19 protein-coding genes are annotated in these 16,604 nt (G+C 71.4%); 8 read left to right on the plus strand and 11 right to left on the minus strand.

Translation table 11 applies throughout. The annotated features are described in order from the left end of the window. The first annotated feature begins 83 nt into the window (after positions 1–83). Complete coding sequence (locus bpln_RS30675) at positions 84–662, plus strand: TetR/AcrR family transcriptional regulator (RefSeq protein WP_055140913.1); 579 nt, start codon at positions 84–86, stop codon at positions 660–662. An 82-nt stretch (positions 663–744) separates the two neighbouring features. Here the strand turns inward: bpln_RS30675 and bpln_RS30680 are convergent, their stop codons facing one another. Then, positions 745–1,488, minus strand: coding sequence for a GNAT family N-acetyltransferase (locus bpln_RS30680; protein WP_244131983.1), 744 nt, complete (start codon positions 1,486–1,488; stop codon positions 745–747). Positions 1,489–1,560: 72 nt separating this feature from the next. On the opposite strand from bpln_RS30680, the gene bpln_RS36915 reads away from it, so the two are divergent. Next, the gene (locus tag bpln_RS36915) at positions 1,561–1,713 is read left to right on the plus strand and encodes a hypothetical protein (RefSeq protein ID WP_158512093.1); all 153 of its coding nucleotides are present in this window, start codon (positions 1,561–1,563) and stop codon (positions 1,711–1,713) included. A 201-nt stretch (positions 1,714–1,914) separates the two neighbouring features. Next, positions 1,915–2,874, plus strand: a complete 960-nt coding sequence (locus bpln_RS30685) for an NAD-dependent epimerase/dehydratase family protein (protein WP_055140914.1) — start codon at positions 1,915–1,917, stop codon at positions 2,872–2,874. 47 nt (positions 2,875–2,921) lie between these two features. On the opposite strand, the gene bpln_RS30690 is transcribed toward bpln_RS30685, so the two are convergent. The 5 genes from bpln_RS30690 to bpln_RS30710 all read right to left on the minus strand — a co-directional run bounded on the left by bpln_RS30690 (position 2,922) and on the right by bpln_RS30710 (position 6,675). Then, positions 2,922–3,866, minus strand: a complete 945-nt coding sequence (locus bpln_RS30690) for a LysR family transcriptional regulator (RefSeq protein ID WP_055140915.1) — start codon at positions 3,864–3,866, stop codon at positions 2,922–2,924. A gap of 60 nt (positions 3,867–3,926) precedes the next feature. Further along, positions 3,927–4,367: a hypothetical protein gene (locus bpln_RS30695; protein WP_055140916.1), complete on the minus strand. Its 441-nt coding sequence runs from the start codon at positions 4,365–4,367 to the stop codon at positions 3,927–3,929. Positions 4,368–4,617: 250 nt separating this feature from the next. Further along, complete coding sequence (locus bpln_RS30700) at positions 4,618–5,148, minus strand: heme-binding protein (RefSeq protein WP_082465496.1); 531 nt, start codon at positions 5,146–5,148, stop codon at positions 4,618–4,620. 112 nt (positions 5,149–5,260) lie between these two features. After that, positions 5,261–6,220 carry an alpha/beta fold hydrolase gene (locus tag bpln_RS30705; protein WP_082465497.1) on the minus strand — a complete coding sequence of 320 codons (960 nt, stop codon included), beginning with the start codon at positions 6,218–6,220 and terminating at the stop codon, positions 5,261–5,263. A gap of 71 nt (positions 6,221–6,291) precedes the next feature. Continuing rightward, positions 6,292–6,675 carry a nuclear transport factor 2 family protein gene (locus bpln_RS30710; protein ID WP_052498510.1) on the minus strand — a complete coding sequence of 128 codons (384 nt, stop codon included), beginning with the start codon at positions 6,673–6,675 and terminating at the stop codon, positions 6,292–6,294. Positions 6,676–6,815: 140 nt separating this feature from the next. On the opposite strand from bpln_RS30710, the gene bpln_RS36390 reads away from it, so the two are divergent. Both bpln_RS36390 and bpln_RS30715 read left to right on the plus strand, forming a co-directional pair. Then, complete coding sequence (locus bpln_RS36390) at positions 6,816–7,127, plus strand: hypothetical protein (protein WP_148654233.1); 312 nt, start codon at positions 6,816–6,818, stop codon at positions 7,125–7,127. Continuing rightward, positions 7,121–7,546 (plus strand): carboxymuconolactone decarboxylase family protein, encoded by a 426-nt coding sequence (locus tag bpln_RS30715; RefSeq protein ID WP_055140918.1) that lies wholly within the window; start codon positions 7,121–7,123, stop codon positions 7,544–7,546. The genes bpln_RS36390 and bpln_RS30715 overlap by 7 nt, the downstream gene beginning before the upstream one ends. Before the next feature lie 100 nt (positions 7,547–7,646). On the opposite strand, the gene bpln_RS30720 is transcribed toward bpln_RS30715, so the two are convergent. Continuing rightward, entirely contained in the window at positions 7,647–8,132 is a 486-nt protein-coding gene (locus bpln_RS30720) for a winged helix-turn-helix transcriptional regulator (RefSeq protein ID WP_319424454.1), read from the minus strand. Between the two features lie 196 nt (positions 8,133–8,328). Between bpln_RS30720 and bpln_RS30725 the strand changes: the two genes are divergently transcribed. Together bpln_RS30725 and bpln_RS30730 are read left to right on the plus strand one after the other, a co-directional pair. Further along, positions 8,329–9,510 (plus strand): MFS transporter, encoded by a 1,182-nt coding sequence (locus bpln_RS30725; protein ID WP_042628861.1) that lies wholly within the window; start codon positions 8,329–8,331, stop codon positions 9,508–9,510. Between the two features lie 289 nt (positions 9,511–9,799). Further along, positions 9,800–10,705, plus strand: coding sequence for a LysR family transcriptional regulator (locus tag bpln_RS30730; RefSeq protein WP_055140919.1), 906 nt, complete (start codon positions 9,800–9,802; stop codon positions 10,703–10,705). 40 nt (positions 10,706–10,745) lie between these two features. Here the strand turns inward: bpln_RS30730 and bpln_RS30735 are convergent, their stop codons facing one another. The 4 genes from bpln_RS30735 to bpln_RS30750 all read right to left on the minus strand — a co-directional run bounded on the left by bpln_RS30735 (position 10,746) and on the right by bpln_RS30750 (position 15,524). Then, complete coding sequence (locus bpln_RS30735) at positions 10,746–11,627, minus strand: NAD(P)-dependent oxidoreductase (RefSeq protein WP_055140920.1); 882 nt, start codon at positions 11,625–11,627, stop codon at positions 10,746–10,748. Beyond that, positions 11,624–13,396, minus strand: coding sequence for an IlvD/Edd family dehydratase (locus bpln_RS30740; protein WP_082465498.1), 1,773 nt, complete (start codon positions 13,394–13,396; stop codon positions 11,624–11,626). The genes bpln_RS30735 and bpln_RS30740 overlap by 4 nt, the downstream gene beginning before the upstream one ends. An 89-nt stretch (positions 13,397–13,485) precedes the next feature. After that, positions 13,486–14,445 (minus strand): MFS transporter, encoded by a 960-nt coding sequence (locus bpln_RS38055; RefSeq protein WP_244486980.1) that lies wholly within the window; start codon positions 14,443–14,445, stop codon positions 13,486–13,488. Positions 14,446–14,864: 419 nt separating this feature from the next. Beyond that, on the minus strand, positions 14,865–15,524 hold the full coding sequence (locus bpln_RS30750) for an HAD family hydrolase (RefSeq protein WP_042629629.1): 660 nt from the start codon (positions 15,522–15,524) through the stop codon (positions 14,865–14,867). Between the two features lie 339 nt (positions 15,525–15,863). On the opposite strand from bpln_RS30750, the gene bpln_RS30755 reads away from it, so the two are divergent. Next, positions 15,864–16,355, plus strand: a complete 492-nt coding sequence (locus bpln_RS30755) for an MEKHLA domain-containing protein (protein WP_055140921.1) — start codon at positions 15,864–15,866, stop codon at positions 16,353–16,355. Positions 16,356–16,604: the final 249 nt, after the last annotated feature.

Genomic DNA, 16,604 nt, shown 5'->3' on the forward strand with positions numbered 1-16,604 from the left:
ATTTTTTAAGCTACCTAACGTTTGTTAGAAAAATGCCAGGAGGTTATAATTCGGCTCGTCAACACTTTTTCCGGGGCGAGTCGATGAAAGACCAGGCGGGCATGAATTCCAGCGAGAGAATCCTGGCGGCGGCCACCAGGATGGCGCAGGCCCACGGGTACAGCGGCCTGAACATCCGCAATCTCGCGGACGACGTCGGCATCAAGGCCGCGAGCCTCTATCACCATTTCCCGGGCAAGGCCGAGCTGGCGGCGGCGGTCGCGCGGCGCTACTGGGAGGACGCGGCCGCGACCCTCGAAGCGTTATGGACCGAGGCGAAGGACCCCGTCGACCGGCTGCGCCGATATCCGGCCGAGACGTTTCGCAAGTCGCTCGAGAACGGCAACCGCATGTGTCTCGCCAGCTTCATGACCGCCGAATACGACGACCTGCCCGAGATCGTGAAGACCGAGGCCCAGACCTTCGCGGACGTCAACATCGAATGGCTGAGAAAGGCGCTGCTGGCGGCCGAACTCGCCGGCCCGCGCGACGCCAGGCGGCAGGCGCGCGCGATCTTCGCCGCGGTGGTCGGGGCGCAGTTGGTGGCGCGCGGCCGCTCGGACCTCGCGCTGTTCGATACCTTGATCGACGGCTACCGCGCCGCCGGGCTCCTGCCGAAGTAACGGCGCGCACGCCGGCTCCGGTCGCCTCCTGCGTGCCTGGTTCGTGGCGTTTTCGCGCGCCACCGGCGAGGTCCCGCCGGCGTCAGTCGGCGGCGCAGTCGAGCACGGTCAGATGCACCTCGCGCCGCACCACGAAACCGAGCGTGCGATAGAGGGAAATGGCGTTGTGGTTCGAGGCCAGCACATGCAGGATCGGCACCTCGCCGCGCGCGCGAATCAACGCCATCAGTCGTGCCATCAAGCCGGTGGCCAGGCCCTGCCCGCGGAATCCGGGATCCACGCACACCGCGCTGATCTCGGCATAGCCGTCGATCTGCAGCCGCTCGCCCGCTCGCCCGCTAGCGCCGCCAGCGCTCCCTGCCGGCGCACCCCGGGATAGGTACCCCGTTCGATCGTGCGCGGGCCGAACGGCCCCGGTTGGGTCTTCGCCGTCAGCGCGAGCAGGTCCGGCACGTCGCCCGCCCCGCCCCGCCCCGAGCCGGGCCTGGCCCGGCAAGGCCGGCGCCGGCCGGTCCGATCCAGGCACGCGTGCGCCGATCATCTGCAGCAGCGTCGCGCGCCGCAGCACGGTGAAGGCCGTGGGCGGCTCGATCGCGGCCACCGTCGTCAGCGCGGCCGGCCCGTGCTGCGGGATCGATTCGCGCAGTGCCTCGAACGAGGCCGGCGTGGCGTCGGGCATCGCGGCGCACGGCGCGACCTCGGGCGGAAACCGCAGCACGCGGCCGGTCGGCACCGCGAAACGGCGCTGCCGCCCCGACAGCGCGTGGTGGATGAGGGCATCCAGCGGATGGGCGCCAGCGCGCGATCCCGTTTCTGCCTCGAACATGCAGCGCTCCCGGGTTGCCGTCCTGTCACGCTGGAAAAGGACGCGGCCGACAGCCGCCGGCGGCTGTTCGCGATGACTCCGGACGACAGCCGCCGGCTGCGAGCCGCCCCGCGGCTCTGGAAGCCGGTGCAGAAGCGTTTCGAGGCCTATCTGGGGCGGCTGGAAACGAAGATGTTGCTGGCACTGCTGGATCACCTGGCGTCGGGCGGTTTCGGCGAGGCATAGGCGGCAACGGCGCGGCTTGTCGGAGAGGCCCCGCCAGGCCACCCTGATGCCGGGCCCGCGCCGCCGGCATAGCCATGCATTTCTGCATGGATACCGCACGATATCAGCCGATTTCCTTTGCGGCGCCCCACGCGCAAACTGTGCCGCATCGGTGGCCTCAACGGGCCGTCCGCCAACAATCAGCCACCACCTGGAGCCCTCATGTCGAAAATTGCCCTGTTCGGCGCCGCCGGCGCGATCGGCCAAAGCATCGCCGAGGCGCTGCACGAGGCGCGGCGCCCATACCGCGTGGTCGGCCGCAACCTGGCCGCGCTGCGCGACAGGTTCGGCGCCGATCCGCTCGCCGAGATCGTCGGCTGGGATCCCGAGGCAGCCGAATCGATCCGCGCCGCCGCCGACGGCATCGACACGCTCGTCTATCTGGTCGGCGTCAACTACTGGCAATTCGAGCTACACCCGGAGCTGATGCGCCGGACCCTCGACGGCGCGATCGCCGCCGGCGTGAAGCGCATCGTGTTGATCGGCACGGTCTACCCCTACGGGCACTCGCGCGGCAACCCGGTGCGTGAGGACCATCCGCGCGAGCCGCACACGTTCAAGGGCAGGATGCGCAAGGCGCAGGAAGACCTGCTGCTGGCGGCGCACGCGCAGGGGCGCATCGAGGCGTGCGTGTTGCGGCTGCCGGACTTCTACGGCCCCGGCGTGCAGGCCAGCATGCTGCACGAGGCGATCCGCGCGGCGGTGAAGGGCGGCACGGCGAACCTGCTCGGCCCGCTCGATCGCGAACACGAATTCGTGTTCGTGCCCGACGTCGGCCAGGTGGTGGCGAGGCTGCTCGACACGCCGGCCGCGTTCGGGCGGATCTGGCATCTGGCCGGCGCCGGCGCCACCACGCAGCGCGCGCTGCTCGACGAGCTGGCGCGGCAGACCGGCCGTCCCGTCAAGACACGCGTCGCCAACAAGACGATGCTGCGCGTGCTCGGCCTGTTCAATCCGCTGATGCGCGAGCTGGTGGAGATGAACTACCTGATGACGGCGCCGCTGCTGCTCGACGATTCGGCGCTGCGGCAGTTGATCGGGCCGATCCGCAAGACGCCGTATGCGGACGGACTCCGGCAGGCGCTGGCGGCCGTCGCGGCCGAGCCGGCGCGCGTTTCCTGACGATCCTCGATGCCGCCGCGCCGCCGGCGGCCGGGCCGGGTCCGGTCTCAACCGCGCCCGGCCGGGTCCCCCCGAAGCTCCGGCGCCTCGATCGCGGCCAGCGCCGCGCGCAGCCGCGGCGCGACGAAATCGATGAAACGGCGCAGCTTCAGCGGCATCAGGTTGCGCGAGACATGCACCAGATGCACGGGCACCGGCTCGCATTCGTAGTGCGTGAGCACCGCGCGCAGCTTGCCCGAGGCCAGCGCGTCGGCCACGTGGTAGCTCAGCAGCTGCGTGACGCCGACGCCGCGCACGGCGGCCTCGACCGCCGAATCGGGCGTCGCCACCTGCAGCCGCGGCTTGACCGCCACGGTGCTGAGTTCACCCGATCCGGGCAGGCGAAACGTCCAGTCCGGCGACAGCATCGGCCCGTTGAACATCACCGACGGCATGCGCAGCAGGTCGGCCGGCGTGCGCGGCACGCCCTGCGCGGCGAGCAGCGCGGGGCTCGCGCACACCATCGGCCGCAGCGAGCCGACGCGCGTCGCGATCATCGCGCTGTCGGCCAGCTTGCCGATGCGCACCGCGAGATCGACGTGCGCGTCCACCAGATCGATATGGCGGTCCGACTGCAGCATCTTCACGTTGATGTCGGGAAACAGCGCGAGGAAATCCATGATCTCGGGCAGCACATAGAGCCTGCCGAACAGCACCGAGGTGGTGACCACGAGTTCGCCGCGCGGCGTCGTGAACTCGCCGCAAGCCTCGCGCTCCTGCTCGTGGACGAGGTCGAGGATGCGCCGCGCCGACGCCACGTAGCCGATGCCCGCGTCGGTCAGCGTCAGCTTGCGCGTGGTGCGGATCAGCAGGCGCGTGCCGAGCTGTTCCTCGAGGTCGGTGACCTTGCGCGTGAGCGTCGGCACCGGCACGCCCAGTTCGCGCGCCGCCGCCGAGAGGCTGCCTTTTTCGACGGCCGCGAGCAGCATCGTCATCGCTTCGAGACGGTCCAAATCGTTTGCCCGGTTTCGAGGGAAGGTGACGCGATTCTAGAGGAGTCGAACCCGGGCCGGCTACGCGCCGCGCGACATCCTCGCGATGGTCGCGACGATCTCGCCGCGTGCGCGCCGCAGCGTCCCGCGCGCGGCGGTGATCCGCGCGAGCTGGGCGCGGTCGCCGCCGCCGAGGCGGCGGCCCGGCACGTCGGAATCGCTCACGGTCTCGAACAGACGGTTGACCGCGATCGTCGCGTATTGCCTCGCGTCGTCCACCAGCCGCGACGCCTGCATCAGGTCGTCGGTCCGCTTGCCCTGGCCGCGCACCTCGTCGATGCCGCGCCGGTGCCGCAGCGCGAACACGAGGCCGCGCATGGTCGGGGCGAAATCGCGGATCGCGCGGCCGAACGCGACCAAATGGGCGTGGGCGCCGCCGGCCACGCGGCCCCGGTCGATGGCGATCTCAAACGCGTCGCCGGTCGGGGTGCGCCGGCACGCCGCCAGCTTCGCATACGGCACGCGCCCTCGCTGGTCTGGCCGATCCCGGTGCGGATCATCAGATCGCCCGCGTCGCGCGTCGTCTTCGACAGTCCGGCCGCGAACAGGTGGTCGCCGCGTTTGCCGATGGTCATCGCTTCGTCTCTCCTCGGTCGTCGTGGGGATCGCCGGCGCCGGCGGGCCAACCCGCACGGCGCCGCGTGAGCCACGATACCGCAGGAGAAGATCCAGCCGGATGAAAGCCGCGTGGATGCCGGCCGCGCGCCGCCGTTCAGCCCGGCAGCTTCGCCTCGATCGCGGCCGCGCCGGCCCGCGCGCAGACTTCGTCCTTGTCGCCGCCCGGCGAGCCGCCCACGCCGATGCCGGCCACGATCTCGTCGTGCAGCTTGATCGCCACGCCGCCCGGCAGCGCCACCACGTTCGGCGTCGAGGCAAGGCTCTCGGCGGCCACCGGCGGATATTTCGCGAGCACGCCGAGGAACGCGGTGGTCGTGTCGAAATGCCAGATCGGCCCCATCGTGACGATCGTGTAGGCCTTGTGATAAGCCGAGTCCCTGGTATGGATCGTCGAATGATCGCCGCGCAGCACCACCTGCTGCGTGCCCGACACGTCCACCACGTCCACCGTCACGTCGTAGCCCTTCGCCTCGCACGCATGCAGCGCCGCGAGCGCGCCGTCGAGCGCAAGCTCGAGCGGCAGCGCGTAGCCGCTCCTCGACACCTGCGCGCCCGCCGGCCCGCACGCCGCCAGCGCACCCGCCGCGACGAGGCCCATCACCATCGCCTGTTTCCGTTTCCGCATGATTCACCTTCGGTCCGTATTCGGTCCGTATCGGACCCGCTACGTTTTCGTCGACCCGATTTCCCGGCATCGGGCCGGTGCCGGCGACGCGGCGGCGGCACGCCGCCTCGCGTCAATCCTTCTGCCGGTCGAGAAACGCCAGCGTCAGCCGGGCGATCTCGTCGAGCTTCTCCTCGGTCGCGAAGTGCCCGGCATCGAGCACGTGGATCTCGGCGTCCGGCAGGTCGTGCCGGTAGGCCAGCGCGCCCGGCGTGATGAACGAGGGGTCGTAGCGGCCCCACATCACCAGCGTGGGCGGTCGATGCGCGCGCAACCATGCCTGCCAGCGCGGATACGCGGCCACGTTGTTGCGATAGTCGTAGATCAGGTCGCCCTGGATCTCGCGCTCGCCGGGGCGCGCGAGGAACGCGTCCTCGCCGAGCCACATGTCCGGGTCGTAGCGCTCCGGATGCGGGCTGTTGATCAGATGGCGGTTCCTCGTCAGCTCGGGGCCGGTGAAGCTGTCGAGGACCTCGGGATGCGCGTCGCGATCGGCCCAGTACTTCGCGATGGTCTGCCAGTTCTTGCCGAGCCCTTCCTGATACGCGTTCGCGTTCTGGACCACCAGGGCGCGCAGCCGTTCGGGATGCGCCTCCATGATCCGGAAGCCGACCGGGCCGCCGTAGTCCTGCACGAACAGCGTGTAGCGGTCCACCTTCAGTTGGTCGAGCAGCGCGCTGGTGGTCTGCGCCAGATGATCGAACGTGTAGCCGTAGCGTGCCGGCGGCGGCGCCTCGCTCTGGCCGAAGCCGGGGTAGTCCGGCGCGATCACGTGATAGCGCGTGGCCAGCAGCGGGATCAGCCCCGCGTACTGCCGCGACGAGGACGGATAGCCGTGCAGCAGCACGATGGTGGGCGCGCTCGGCGGGCCGGCCTCGCGGTAGAACACGCCGACGCCGTCCACCTGCGCGACGTGATAGGTCACGCTCGCCGCGTCGGACGGCGTGGCGGCCAGCGCCGCCCGGCTGCCCGTCAGGGCCGCGAACACGAGCAGCATGCCGCCCGCGAATCCTGTTTTCTTCGCCTTCTTCATTTGCACTCCAAATCAAATAATCCGGGCCTTGCCCGCCGTTTCTCGTTCCGGCTAACTCGCGGCCGGCATGTTCAAACCCGCGCGCTCGCCACGGCCAGCGTGTCGATGAACTGGCGGAACCGCGCGATCCGGCCGTTCTCGATCGTCCACGCGTGCGCGTAGGCGGCGTCGGCACGCTTGCCAGTGGTGCCGTGGGTGCCGACGAAGCGCCCGATCGAGACCACCGTGTCGCCCTCGGCGACGAACTCGGTGGCCGCGATCCGGAACGTCGACCACTCCTTCATCAGCGGCATCAGCAGCCCTTCGGCCACCTGCCGCGGGCCGCGTCCCTTCACCTGGTAATGCCACATCGCGATCCATTCGATGTCGTCGGCCATCAGGCCGAGCGCCTGCTCGGCGTTGCCGCTCTCGAGCGCCGCGTAAAAGCGCTGAACGATCTGGACGGGAGTCGTCATGGGGTGCCTGCCTTCGAAAGTAAACAGTGGAGCGCGCGCCGCCGGCCGGCACGCACGAACGATGTCGATCCGGGTTTCCGCGGCATCGACGACGCCCGTAACGTAGCATCGCCACTAGTAACCTGTCAAAGCATATTTAAATGGTTACCAATGAAACCCTGTTCGATGCGGCGCGGCCAAGCATAGTCCGCTCGCCGCCGGCCCGGCTGTTCGTTTTTCGAGAATATGGTGTTCGTTTTCGATGGATTGCTCGGCGCGGCGCCGAGCGGCAGAATTCGACGGACGCTGCCTCGCGCGGAGCGACAGGAGAGGACATCGCCATGCCGCGCGTCGCCGTTCCGGGCCGGGACGATGTCCCGGACGCCTCGAAGGCGCTGCTCGATGCCGTCCACCGGCGTCCCGGCTTCGTCCCTGGCGTGTTCCGGCTGATCGGCAGCCCCCCGCGATGCTGAGGGGCTACGCGGCGCTCGCCGGCGCGCTGGCCGGCGTGTTCGACGTGTTCGACGCGCGCATGCGCGAGCGTATCGGGCTCGCGCTCGCGCAGCAGGCCGGCCGCGACCGCATGCCGGCCGGGCAGCGTTATCTCGCGCTCAACGTCGCGCACCTGTATCCGGAGGAAATCGACCTGAATCGCCGAGGCGGCCCGGCCGACCCACGGGCAGCGGCGGCCGTGACGTTCGCGCCGCAGGTAGCGCGGCTGCGCGGGCGCGTGGACGACGCGCAGCTCGCCGCCGCGCGCGAGGCCGGCTTCAGCGACGCGCGGATCGTCGGCCTCGTGGCGCTCGTCGCCGCGAACCCGATGACGCAGATGCTGAACGCGGTGCCGCGTACCGAGATCGATTTTCCGGCGCCGCGCGCGGAGGATGGGTGACAGCGGAAGGGAGAAGAAGCAACGCCGCGGCGCGCGTTCGGAAATCAGCGCCGGGCTGACGCGAGGCTTGCGACGGCGACCCGATCGCGCTTGATCGGGCTCAGTCCTGCTCGTCGGGTCTGCCGAGCACGCGCGCGTTGCGCAGCTCGATGGCCTCGTGCGTGCTGGCCTTGGCGCCCGGCCCCGGCGCGAAACGCACGTCGCGGAACGTCAGCGCGCGGCCGTCGCTGCCGCGCAGCGCGAGCGGTTCGAGCGGCTCGCCGCTCGCGTCGTCGACGAGCGCGATCGGCGGCTTGCCGTCGGTGGCGAGCCAGCGCCCGCCCCATTGCATCAGCGCCACCAGCACCGGATACAGCTCGCTGCCCTTCCCGGTCAGCCGGTAGCCATCGGTGTTGGCGCGCTCGGCGAGCGGATAGCGCTCGAGGATGCCCAGTTCGGTCAGCCGTTCGAGGCGCGCGGCCAGCACGTTGCGCGCGATGCCGAGCCGGCTCTGGAATTCATCGAAGCGCGTCGTGCCCTGCGTGCATTCGCGCACGATCAGCAGCGACCACCACTCGCCCACCTCGTCGAGGGCGCGCGCGATCATGCAGTTCGATCCGTCATAGCGTTTTCGGTACATGTGCCGCGTTGTAGCACACAAGGTTTCGTCATGCAACTCTTGCGCCGTTCACCCCCACGCCCGGCAGGGTTTCGCCTCGAACAGTAGCGTCACGAAACTGAGTTCCGTATAGTTGCGTCACGAAACTCAACGTGTCAACGGGCTTGCCCCGGGAACCCTCGCCATGGATCGCCGCTTGCTGGTGCTTGCCCTCGGGATGTTCGCGCTCGGAACCGACAGCTTCGTCGTGGCCGGCATCCTCCCTCAACTCTCGCGCGCGTTCGGCGTCGGCATCGGCGCGGCCGGCCAGATGACCACCGTCTACGCCGTCAGCTACGCGCTGCTCGCGCCGACCCTCGCGGCGGTGGCGGCGGCGGTGCCGCGCAGGCGGCTGATGCTCGGCGGCCTGGGCGTGTTCGTGGTGGCCAACCTCGCCACCGCGTTCGCGCCGAGCCTCGGCATCGCGCTGCTTGCGCGTGCGTTCGCCGGGCTCGGCGCCGCGATGTTCTCGCCCACCGCCACCGGCGCGGCCACCATGCTGGTGCCGCCCGAGCGGCGCGGCTTCGCGCTGTCGATCGTGGTGGCCGGGCTGACCGCGGCCACCGCGCTCGGCTCGCCGCTCGGTGCCGTGATCGGCGGGCTCGGCAACTGGCGCTGGACGCTCGGCTTCGTCGCCGCGCTCGGCGCGCTGGCGGCGCTCGGCGTGCATGCGCTGCTGCCGGCCATGCCGCTGCCGCCGGCCGTGTCGCTGCGCCAGCGCCTCGCGCCGCTGGCCGACGCGCGCATCGGCCTCACGCTCGCCACCACGCTGCTCGCGATGGCCGGCCTGTTCACGATGTACACCTACTTCGCCGTGGTGTTCGACCGGGCCACGGGCGGGGACACCGCCGTGCTCGGCGTGCTGCTGGTGATCTGGGGCGTGGCCGGCACCGCCTCGAACCTGCTGGCCGGCCGCCTGATCGACCGGATCGGCTCGCGCCGCGTGCTGGTGACGATGCTCTCACTGCTCGCGATCGACATCGCGCTGATGCCGTGGAGCGGCGCGCAGGTCTGGAGCGCCGCGCTCGCGATCGCGATCTGGGGCGCCAGCGGCTGGGGCCTGCTGGTGCCGCAGCAGCACCGGCTCGTCACGCTCGCGCCGTCGATCGCGCCGGTGGTGGTCGGGCTCAACACGGCGGCCACCTATCTCGGCGTGTCGGCGGCGGGGCTGATCGGCGCGGCCGCGCTGCCGGCGGTGGGCGCGCATCGCCTCGGCTTCGTCGCGGCGGTGCTGCTCGTGGCGGCGCTCGGCGTCGCCGAACTCGCGGCGCGACACATCCGGGCGGCGGCGCGGCGGCAAGGCACGGCGAGCGCGGTCGTGGCTTGAGTTCCGATCCGGGTTTTGGTTTGAGCTTCGGCCTGAGTCCGGGCTAGTCGATCCCGACCCGGGTCTCGGCCTGAATCGTGGCGCGCAACCGGGCGGTAGCGCGCGGGCGATGGCGCGGCCTGAAGCGAGGCGCTCGACGCGCACCGCCGCAGGCCGCCGCGCGCCACGAAACACCGACCGACAAGCAGCCCGCCCCCGCGCTGATACTCACTCCACCGGACCACGGCCGGCCGCGCGTCCGCACTGGCACCGATGGCGCCACCGCGAACCGGCTCGCTACAATCGCCGGATGGACATTCGTTACGTGCAGAGCTTCGTCGCGGTGCTCGAATGCGGCTCGATCGCCGAGGCGGCGCGCCGGCTCGACCTGACCGCGACGGCCGTGGCCGCACGCATCCATTCCCTCGAGGAAGCGCTCGGCGCGCGCCTGATCCGCCGCTCGGGCCGCCGCGTGGTGCCGACCGCCGACGGCCTGCGCATCCTCGACAGCGCGCACGCGGTGCTGCACTCGGTGCGCGACCTGCAGGCGATCGCGCAGGACGGGCGCACGCAGTTCGGCGAATTGCGGCTCGGCGTGTTCGTGTCGGCGATGGTGAGCGTGCTGCCTTCGGTGCTGCAGCGCGTGTACGCCGCGTATCCGGACCTGAAGCTGTTCGTCGAGCCCGGCGCGTCGGTCGAGCTGTGCCGCAAGGTGGGCACCGGCGAACTCGACGTCGCGATCGTGGTGGAGCCGCAGTTCACGATCCCGAAGACCTGCGAATGGCGCAGCCTGACCGAGGAGCCGCTGGTGGTGGTGGCGCCCGCGCGGCTGGCCGGCCGCGACGCGCACGAGCTGCTGCGCGGCGAGCCGTTCATTCGCTACGATCGCGCCGTGCTCGGCGGCCAGCTGGCCGAACGCTACCTGCGCGATCACGATCTGCATCCGCGCCAGCGGCTCGAGATCGACGGGCTGCTCGCGATCGCGGCGCTCGTCGACAAGGGGCTCGGCGTCTCGCTGCTGCCCGACTGGCCCTCGCTCTGGACCAGCGGCCTCGCGATCGCGCGCATCCCGCTGCCCGAACGCGCGCCGGTGCGCCGGATCGGCCTGATCATCGCGCGGCACACGCCGCGCTTCCCGCTCGCGCAGGCGCTCGCGCACGAGGCGGCCGAGCTGTTCCGCCCGGCCGGGGCCGGCGAGCCCGCCGTCGTGTCCTGAGCGGACCCGAGCGAGCAAGACGCCCGGCCCTGCTCGGCGCTCAGACCGGCGTCGGTGCCGGCTCGCCGCCCGGCACGCGATGCACGTTGTCGAGCATCAGCCGCAGCATGATGCGGCGCGCTTCCACCGTGGCCGAGCCCGCGTGCGGCGACCGCACGCAATTCGGCATCGTCAGCAGCGGCGAATCGACAAGGGGCGCCGTCTCGAACACGTCGAGCGCGGCTTCGTCCACCGCCGGGCCGCGCGCGACGTTGACGAGAAAGCCGTCCTGCCCGAGGCCGGCCAGCACGCGCGCGTCGACCCGATGACGCGTGGCCGCGCCGCCCGGGCAGCCGACGACGAGGATGTCCACCTGCTCGGCGAGCGCGGCCGCATCCGGGAAATACGCATGCGGCACGGGCCGGCGCCCGCGATAGGCGAGTTCCATGCCGAACGGCGCGAGCCGCGCGGCGATGCCCGGGCCGATCCGGCCGAGCCCGACGATCCCCACGCGCTCGCCGGCGAGGCCCATGGTGAGCGGATACCGCGTGCGCGCCCAGCCGCCGTCGCGCAGGTGCCGCTCCCTCGCCGGAATCTCGCGCGGCGGCGCGAGCAGCAGGCCCACGGCGAGTTCGGCCACCGCCGCGTCGAGCACGCCCGGCGTGTGGGTGACGACGATGCCGCGCTCGCGCACCGCCGCGAGCGGAATGCCGTCGCGGCCGACGCCCGAGGTCGCGACGATCGCCGGCGCGGGCAGCCGCTCGAACCGCGCCGGCGCGACCGGATACGGGCTGCGCGTGACGATCGCGCGAACCCGGCCGCGCAGCGCGGCGTCGTCCGTCACGCGCCTCGTCGTGGCAGTCGAATTCGGCGTCATGGCGCGCCGCGGCGTCTCGCGACATTCGCCGATCCGCAGCACCGGCACGCGTGCGTCGTCGCTCATCGCGGCGCGTCGTTCGCGGGGTCCGCGCCACGCGCGCCACGCGCGCCGCCCGCGTCGTCCGCGCCTTGCGCCCCCTGCGCGCCGCGCTGCAGGCTCGCCGCGCGCAGGAAATCGAAATCGACGCCTTCGTCGGCCTGCGTGACGCTCTGCAGGAACAGCTTGCGATAGCCGCGCGCCGCGCTCGGCCGCGTCACCGGCCGCTCGCTCGCGCGCCGCGCTAGTTCCTCGTCCGTCACCAGCAGCGCCACCTCGCGCCGCGCCACGCTGAGCCGGATCCGGTCGCCGTTGCGCACATGCGCGAGCGGCCCGCCGATCGCGGCTTCAGGCGTGACGTGCAGCACGATCGTACCGAACGCGGTACCGCTCATGCGGCCGTCCGAGATCCGCACCATGTCCCTCACGCCGGCGCGCGCGAGCTTGCGCGGAATCGGGATGTAGCCGGCCTCGGGCATGCCCGGCGCGCCGAGCGGGCCGATCTGCTTGAGCACCAGCACGTCGTCGGCGTGTACGTCGAGCGCCTCGTCGTCGATCCGCGCGACCAGGTCCTCGATGTTCTCGAACACCACGGCACGCCCCTCGTGTTCCATCAGCTTCGGGTCCGCGGCCGACTGCTTGATGATCGCGCCGCCCGGCGCGAGGTTGCCGCGCAGCACGGCCAGCCCGCCCTGCGGATAGATCGGCCGGGAGAACGGCCGCACCACGTCCTGCGCGAAGCCGGCGCCGGCCGCCTCGATCCGCTCGCCGAGCGTGTGGCCCGTCACCGTCAGCGCATCGAGATGCAGCAGCGGCTTCAGTTCGCGCAGCAGCGCGGCGACGCCGCCCGCCTCGTGGAAATCCTCCATGTAGTGCTGGCCGGTGGGCTTCAGGTCGAGCAGCACCGGCGTCTCGCGGCCCATGCGGTCGAGCGCGTCCAGATCGATGCGATGCCCGAGGCGCCCGGCGATCGCGGCCAGATGCACGATCGCGTTGGTCGAGCCGCCGATCGCGAGCAGCACGCGCAGCGCGTTGTCGAACGCGTCCGGTGTGAGGATCCGGTCGATCGTGAGCCGTTCGGCCGCGAGCCACACGGCCGCCGTGCCGGTTTCCTCGGCCGCGCGGATGCGGTCGGCCGTGACGGCCGGCGGCGTGGCCGCGCCCGGCACCGTCATGCCGAGCGCCTCGGCGAGGCAGGCCATGGTGCTGGCCGTGCCCATCACCGAGCAGGTGCCCACGCTCGCCACCAGCTGGTTGTTGACGTCGGCCACCTCGTCGTCATCGATCTCGCTCGCGCGGAATCTCGCCCAGTAGCGGCGGCAGTCGGTGCAGGCGCCCACGCGCTCGCCGCGATGCGAGCCGGTCAGCATCGCGCCCGTCACCAGCTGGATCGCCGGGATGCCGGCCGAGGCCGCGCCCATCAGCTGGGCCGGCACCGTCTTGTCGCAACCGCCGATCAGCACCACGGCGTCCATCGGCTGCGCGCGGATCATCTCCTCGGTGTCCATCGACATCAGGTTGCGCAGGTACATCGAGGTCGGCGAGGCGAAGCTCTCGTGTATCGAGATGGTCGGGAAATCCACCGGCAGGCCGCCGGCCAGCATCACGCCGCGCTTCACCGCCTCGACCAGCTGGGGCATGTTGCCGTGGCACGCGTTGAAGCCGCTGCCGGTGTTGACGATGCCGATCACGGGGCGATCGAGCGCCCGGTCGGTGTAGCCGGCGCCCTTGATGAAGGCCTTGCGCAGGAACAGCGAGAAGCCGGAATCGCCATACGAGGTGAGGCCGCGCCGCATGCCGGTGGCTTCAGCAGCGGCAGCGGACGTGGTGGAAGGTTCGGAGGGCGAGCCGGACCGCGGGCGGCCTGGCTGGTCGGATCGATCGTTCATGGCGTGTTCCCTGCCTCGGATTGCGTGGTTGTCGTGCGCGTCTGCGTCTGCGTCGGTGTTGCGGATGCAGCTGCATCCGTGCCTGCGTTTGCTGCCGGCGGCTCGCCATGGCGCCTCGTCGCTCGCGCGCGGCGAGCCCCGGCATCGCGAAGCCGGCCGCGCCGAGTTCGGCCAGCAGTTGCGCGGCGCCCGCCGCGTCGGGCGCGGCGAGCGGCGAGCGCACGCTGCGCCAGCGTTCGTCGCGCCGCCAGTGCGCGAGCATGAACATCATCGCCGCAATCCTCGGTCGCCCCTGGAAAATCCGGCGCACCTCCGTGACGGCCTGCTGCCGCGCATCGGCATCGGCGTCGCGCCCGTGCGCGCCGAGCCGTGCGATCGCCGCCGGGTTCACGCCACCGCCAGCCGGCATGGCCGGCCGCGCCGTCGAACGCATGCATGATGAAGCCCGACCGCGGGCCGACGACGATGCCCGACACCGGGTTGCCCGCCATCAGCACGGCGGTCATCCTGCCCCGCCGGTGCGAGGAGAGCCAGCAGGCCAGGTAGGGGATCATGCCGGGGAAGAAGCCGGCCTCGGCCACGCCGGGCGGCAAGCGCGCCGCGTAGGACGTCGCCGGCGTCGACACCCAGGCCGTGGCCAGCGACAGCACCGCCCGGCCGACCATGATCCGCGCGATCCAGCGGCGCGCGCCGGGCCGGTGCAGCAGCAGGTTGCTCGGCACCTCGAGGAAGAAATAGCCGACGAAGAACAGCCCCGCGCCGAAGCCGTACACGGCCTCGCCGACATGCAGGTCGCCCGGCATCCGCGGCGTCGCGAAACCGACGTTCACGCGATCGAGATAGGCCACCGCGTAGCGGATGAACAGCAGCGGCATGAAGCGCCAGGCTGCCCGTCGAAAGGTCGCGTCGGCGGACGGTCGGGCCGCTCCCATCGGCATCGCCGGGCGAGTCGACATTGCGGGTGCCTCCGGTTGGCGGCGCGGCGCGCGCCCTGTCGCGAGCGCGCCTGCCTGGGCGCGCTTCATCGGCACGGTTGCTTGCGGTCAGCCGGCGGGCAAAGGGCGAGGCGGCGGGCGAGGTCGCCCGCGTTCCGGCGTTGGCAGCAGTATTGCAACCCTGGCAGCGCGGAAAAAGCAGGGAACTCGTCGTTCAGACCTCAAAGATTTTTCGGTCCGGGAAATGAGGAGGCGTGGGCCCGGCAGCGGGAGACGAGGGACGGGAAACGGGAGCCGGGAGGCGGCTTGAAAGGGGAGGCGGCTTGACCCGGCCGCCCGGCGGTCGACGAGAAAGCGCGCGCCGCGCCGGCATGGCGCGCGGTGCCGACGGCGAAGCATGCAGGCGCCCCGCATGCAGACGGCGCCCGCTTCGACGCGGCTCAGCGCGCCGTGCCGAACGTCATCAGTTCGCCAAGGTCGCGCTCGACCGACCGGCAGCCACGTTCGCGCCACTGCGCCGCGTCGATCTGGCCCGTCACGGCGCCGATGAACGGCACGCCGGCGGCGGCCGCTGCCTGCGCGTCCGCCTCGTGGTCGCCGACGTACACAGCCTCGTGCGGCGCGACGCCGAGCAGCGCGAGCGCCTTGTGCAGCCCTTCCGGATCCGGCTTGTGGTGCGTGACGTCCTCGTTGCCGACGATCGCCGTCACGTAGTGCGCGAGATTCGCATGCCGCAGGATCTGCTCGATCCGGTAGCGGAACTTGGTCGACACGATCGCGACCGGAATCGCCTGCGCCGACAGCGTGAACAGCAGCGAGATCGCTTCCGGGTAGAAGCGCGTCATCTTCACCATCACCTGGTCGCCGTGCGCGACGAAGCGCGTGGCGTAGGTGGCCGCGAGCGAGGCGTCGTCGAGGCCGGTCAGGAACGCGAACGTGGCGGGCAGCGTCAGCCCGATCGACTCGCGGATGCGCGCCGCCGGCGGCGGCGTGATGCCCATGTCGGTCAGCGCCGACTCGGCGCAGAACGTGATGGCGTCGCTCGAATCGGCGAGCGTCAGATCGAAATCGAACAGATAGGCGCGGCTGGCTGGAAACATGATCGGGTCGGTGCGGCTGCCGGCCCGGCCGGGGCGGCGCTGCCGGAATCGAAAACGCTCGATCATAGCGGAAGGCCCGCGGCCGCGCGTGGTGTTTCGTCAAGCGCGGGCGCTTCGCATGGCTTGCGCGCGGTTCGTGCGGGCCGGCAGCGGCGGCGCGGCCGGTCGCCTACAATGGCGGCGGATGAGTCGACGGATCGCGGTATGCCCGTGACGAACTTTCCGGCGCGCTTTCGCGGATACTTTCGGGCACCTGTCGCGCCGCCCGTGCCGCCGCCCGCATGCCGGCCGTGTCTCGTCCCGATTCCACGCTTCCAGGCCTCCATTCGCCAGTCACGCATGACCCAGTCCTCGCCCTCCCCCCTTCCGCCCGGCACCGACCCGGCATTCTTCGCGCTGCTCGCGCGCAGTTATCGCCGGCTGCTCGGCAAGCCGCTCGTTGCCGACACCGTGCCGGCCGACCAGCAGGCGGTCTGGCTCTACGAGGCCGCGCCGTTTGGCATCCTCGCGCACGACACGGCGGCCGATCCGGTGTTCGTCTACGGCAACCGGCGCGCGCAGGCCATCTTCGGCTACGACTGGCACGAACTGACCACGCTGCCCTCGCGCCTGTCGGCCGAGGCGCCCGAGCGCAGCGAGCGGCAGGCGTTTCTCGATCAGGTGACGAACCACGGCTACGTCGACGACTATCGCGGCATCCGCATCGCGAAGTCGGGCGCGCGGTTCTGGATCGAGAACGTCACCGTCTGGCAACTGACCGACGCCGACGGCACGTATCGCGGACAGGCGGCGCTGCTGCCGAACGTGACGCCGATCGGGCCGGCGCGGTAAGCGCGCCGCGGTTCGGCCCGCTCGCGCGTGCCCGGCAATTCGACCATGGCCTACACGGGATGGGCGCGCGGCGCGGGCCGAACCGCGTCGCCACCGATGCGACCGGGATCGGCACCCGCCGCCGCGCCGAAGATGCACGGCGGCTCGAAGGGCTGCCACGACGCGGAAGGACGGCCGCTCACGCCGATGGCCCCGCCGATCACCACGCGCCATCCGATGCCACGAACATAGGGACTCCCTAGTAAATCG

Origin of the sequence: Burkholderia plantarii (assembly GCF_001411805.1) — a bacterium.
In the GTDB taxonomy this organism is placed as follows: Bacteria; Pseudomonadota; Gammaproteobacteria; order Burkholderiales; family Burkholderiaceae; genus Burkholderia; species Burkholderia plantarii.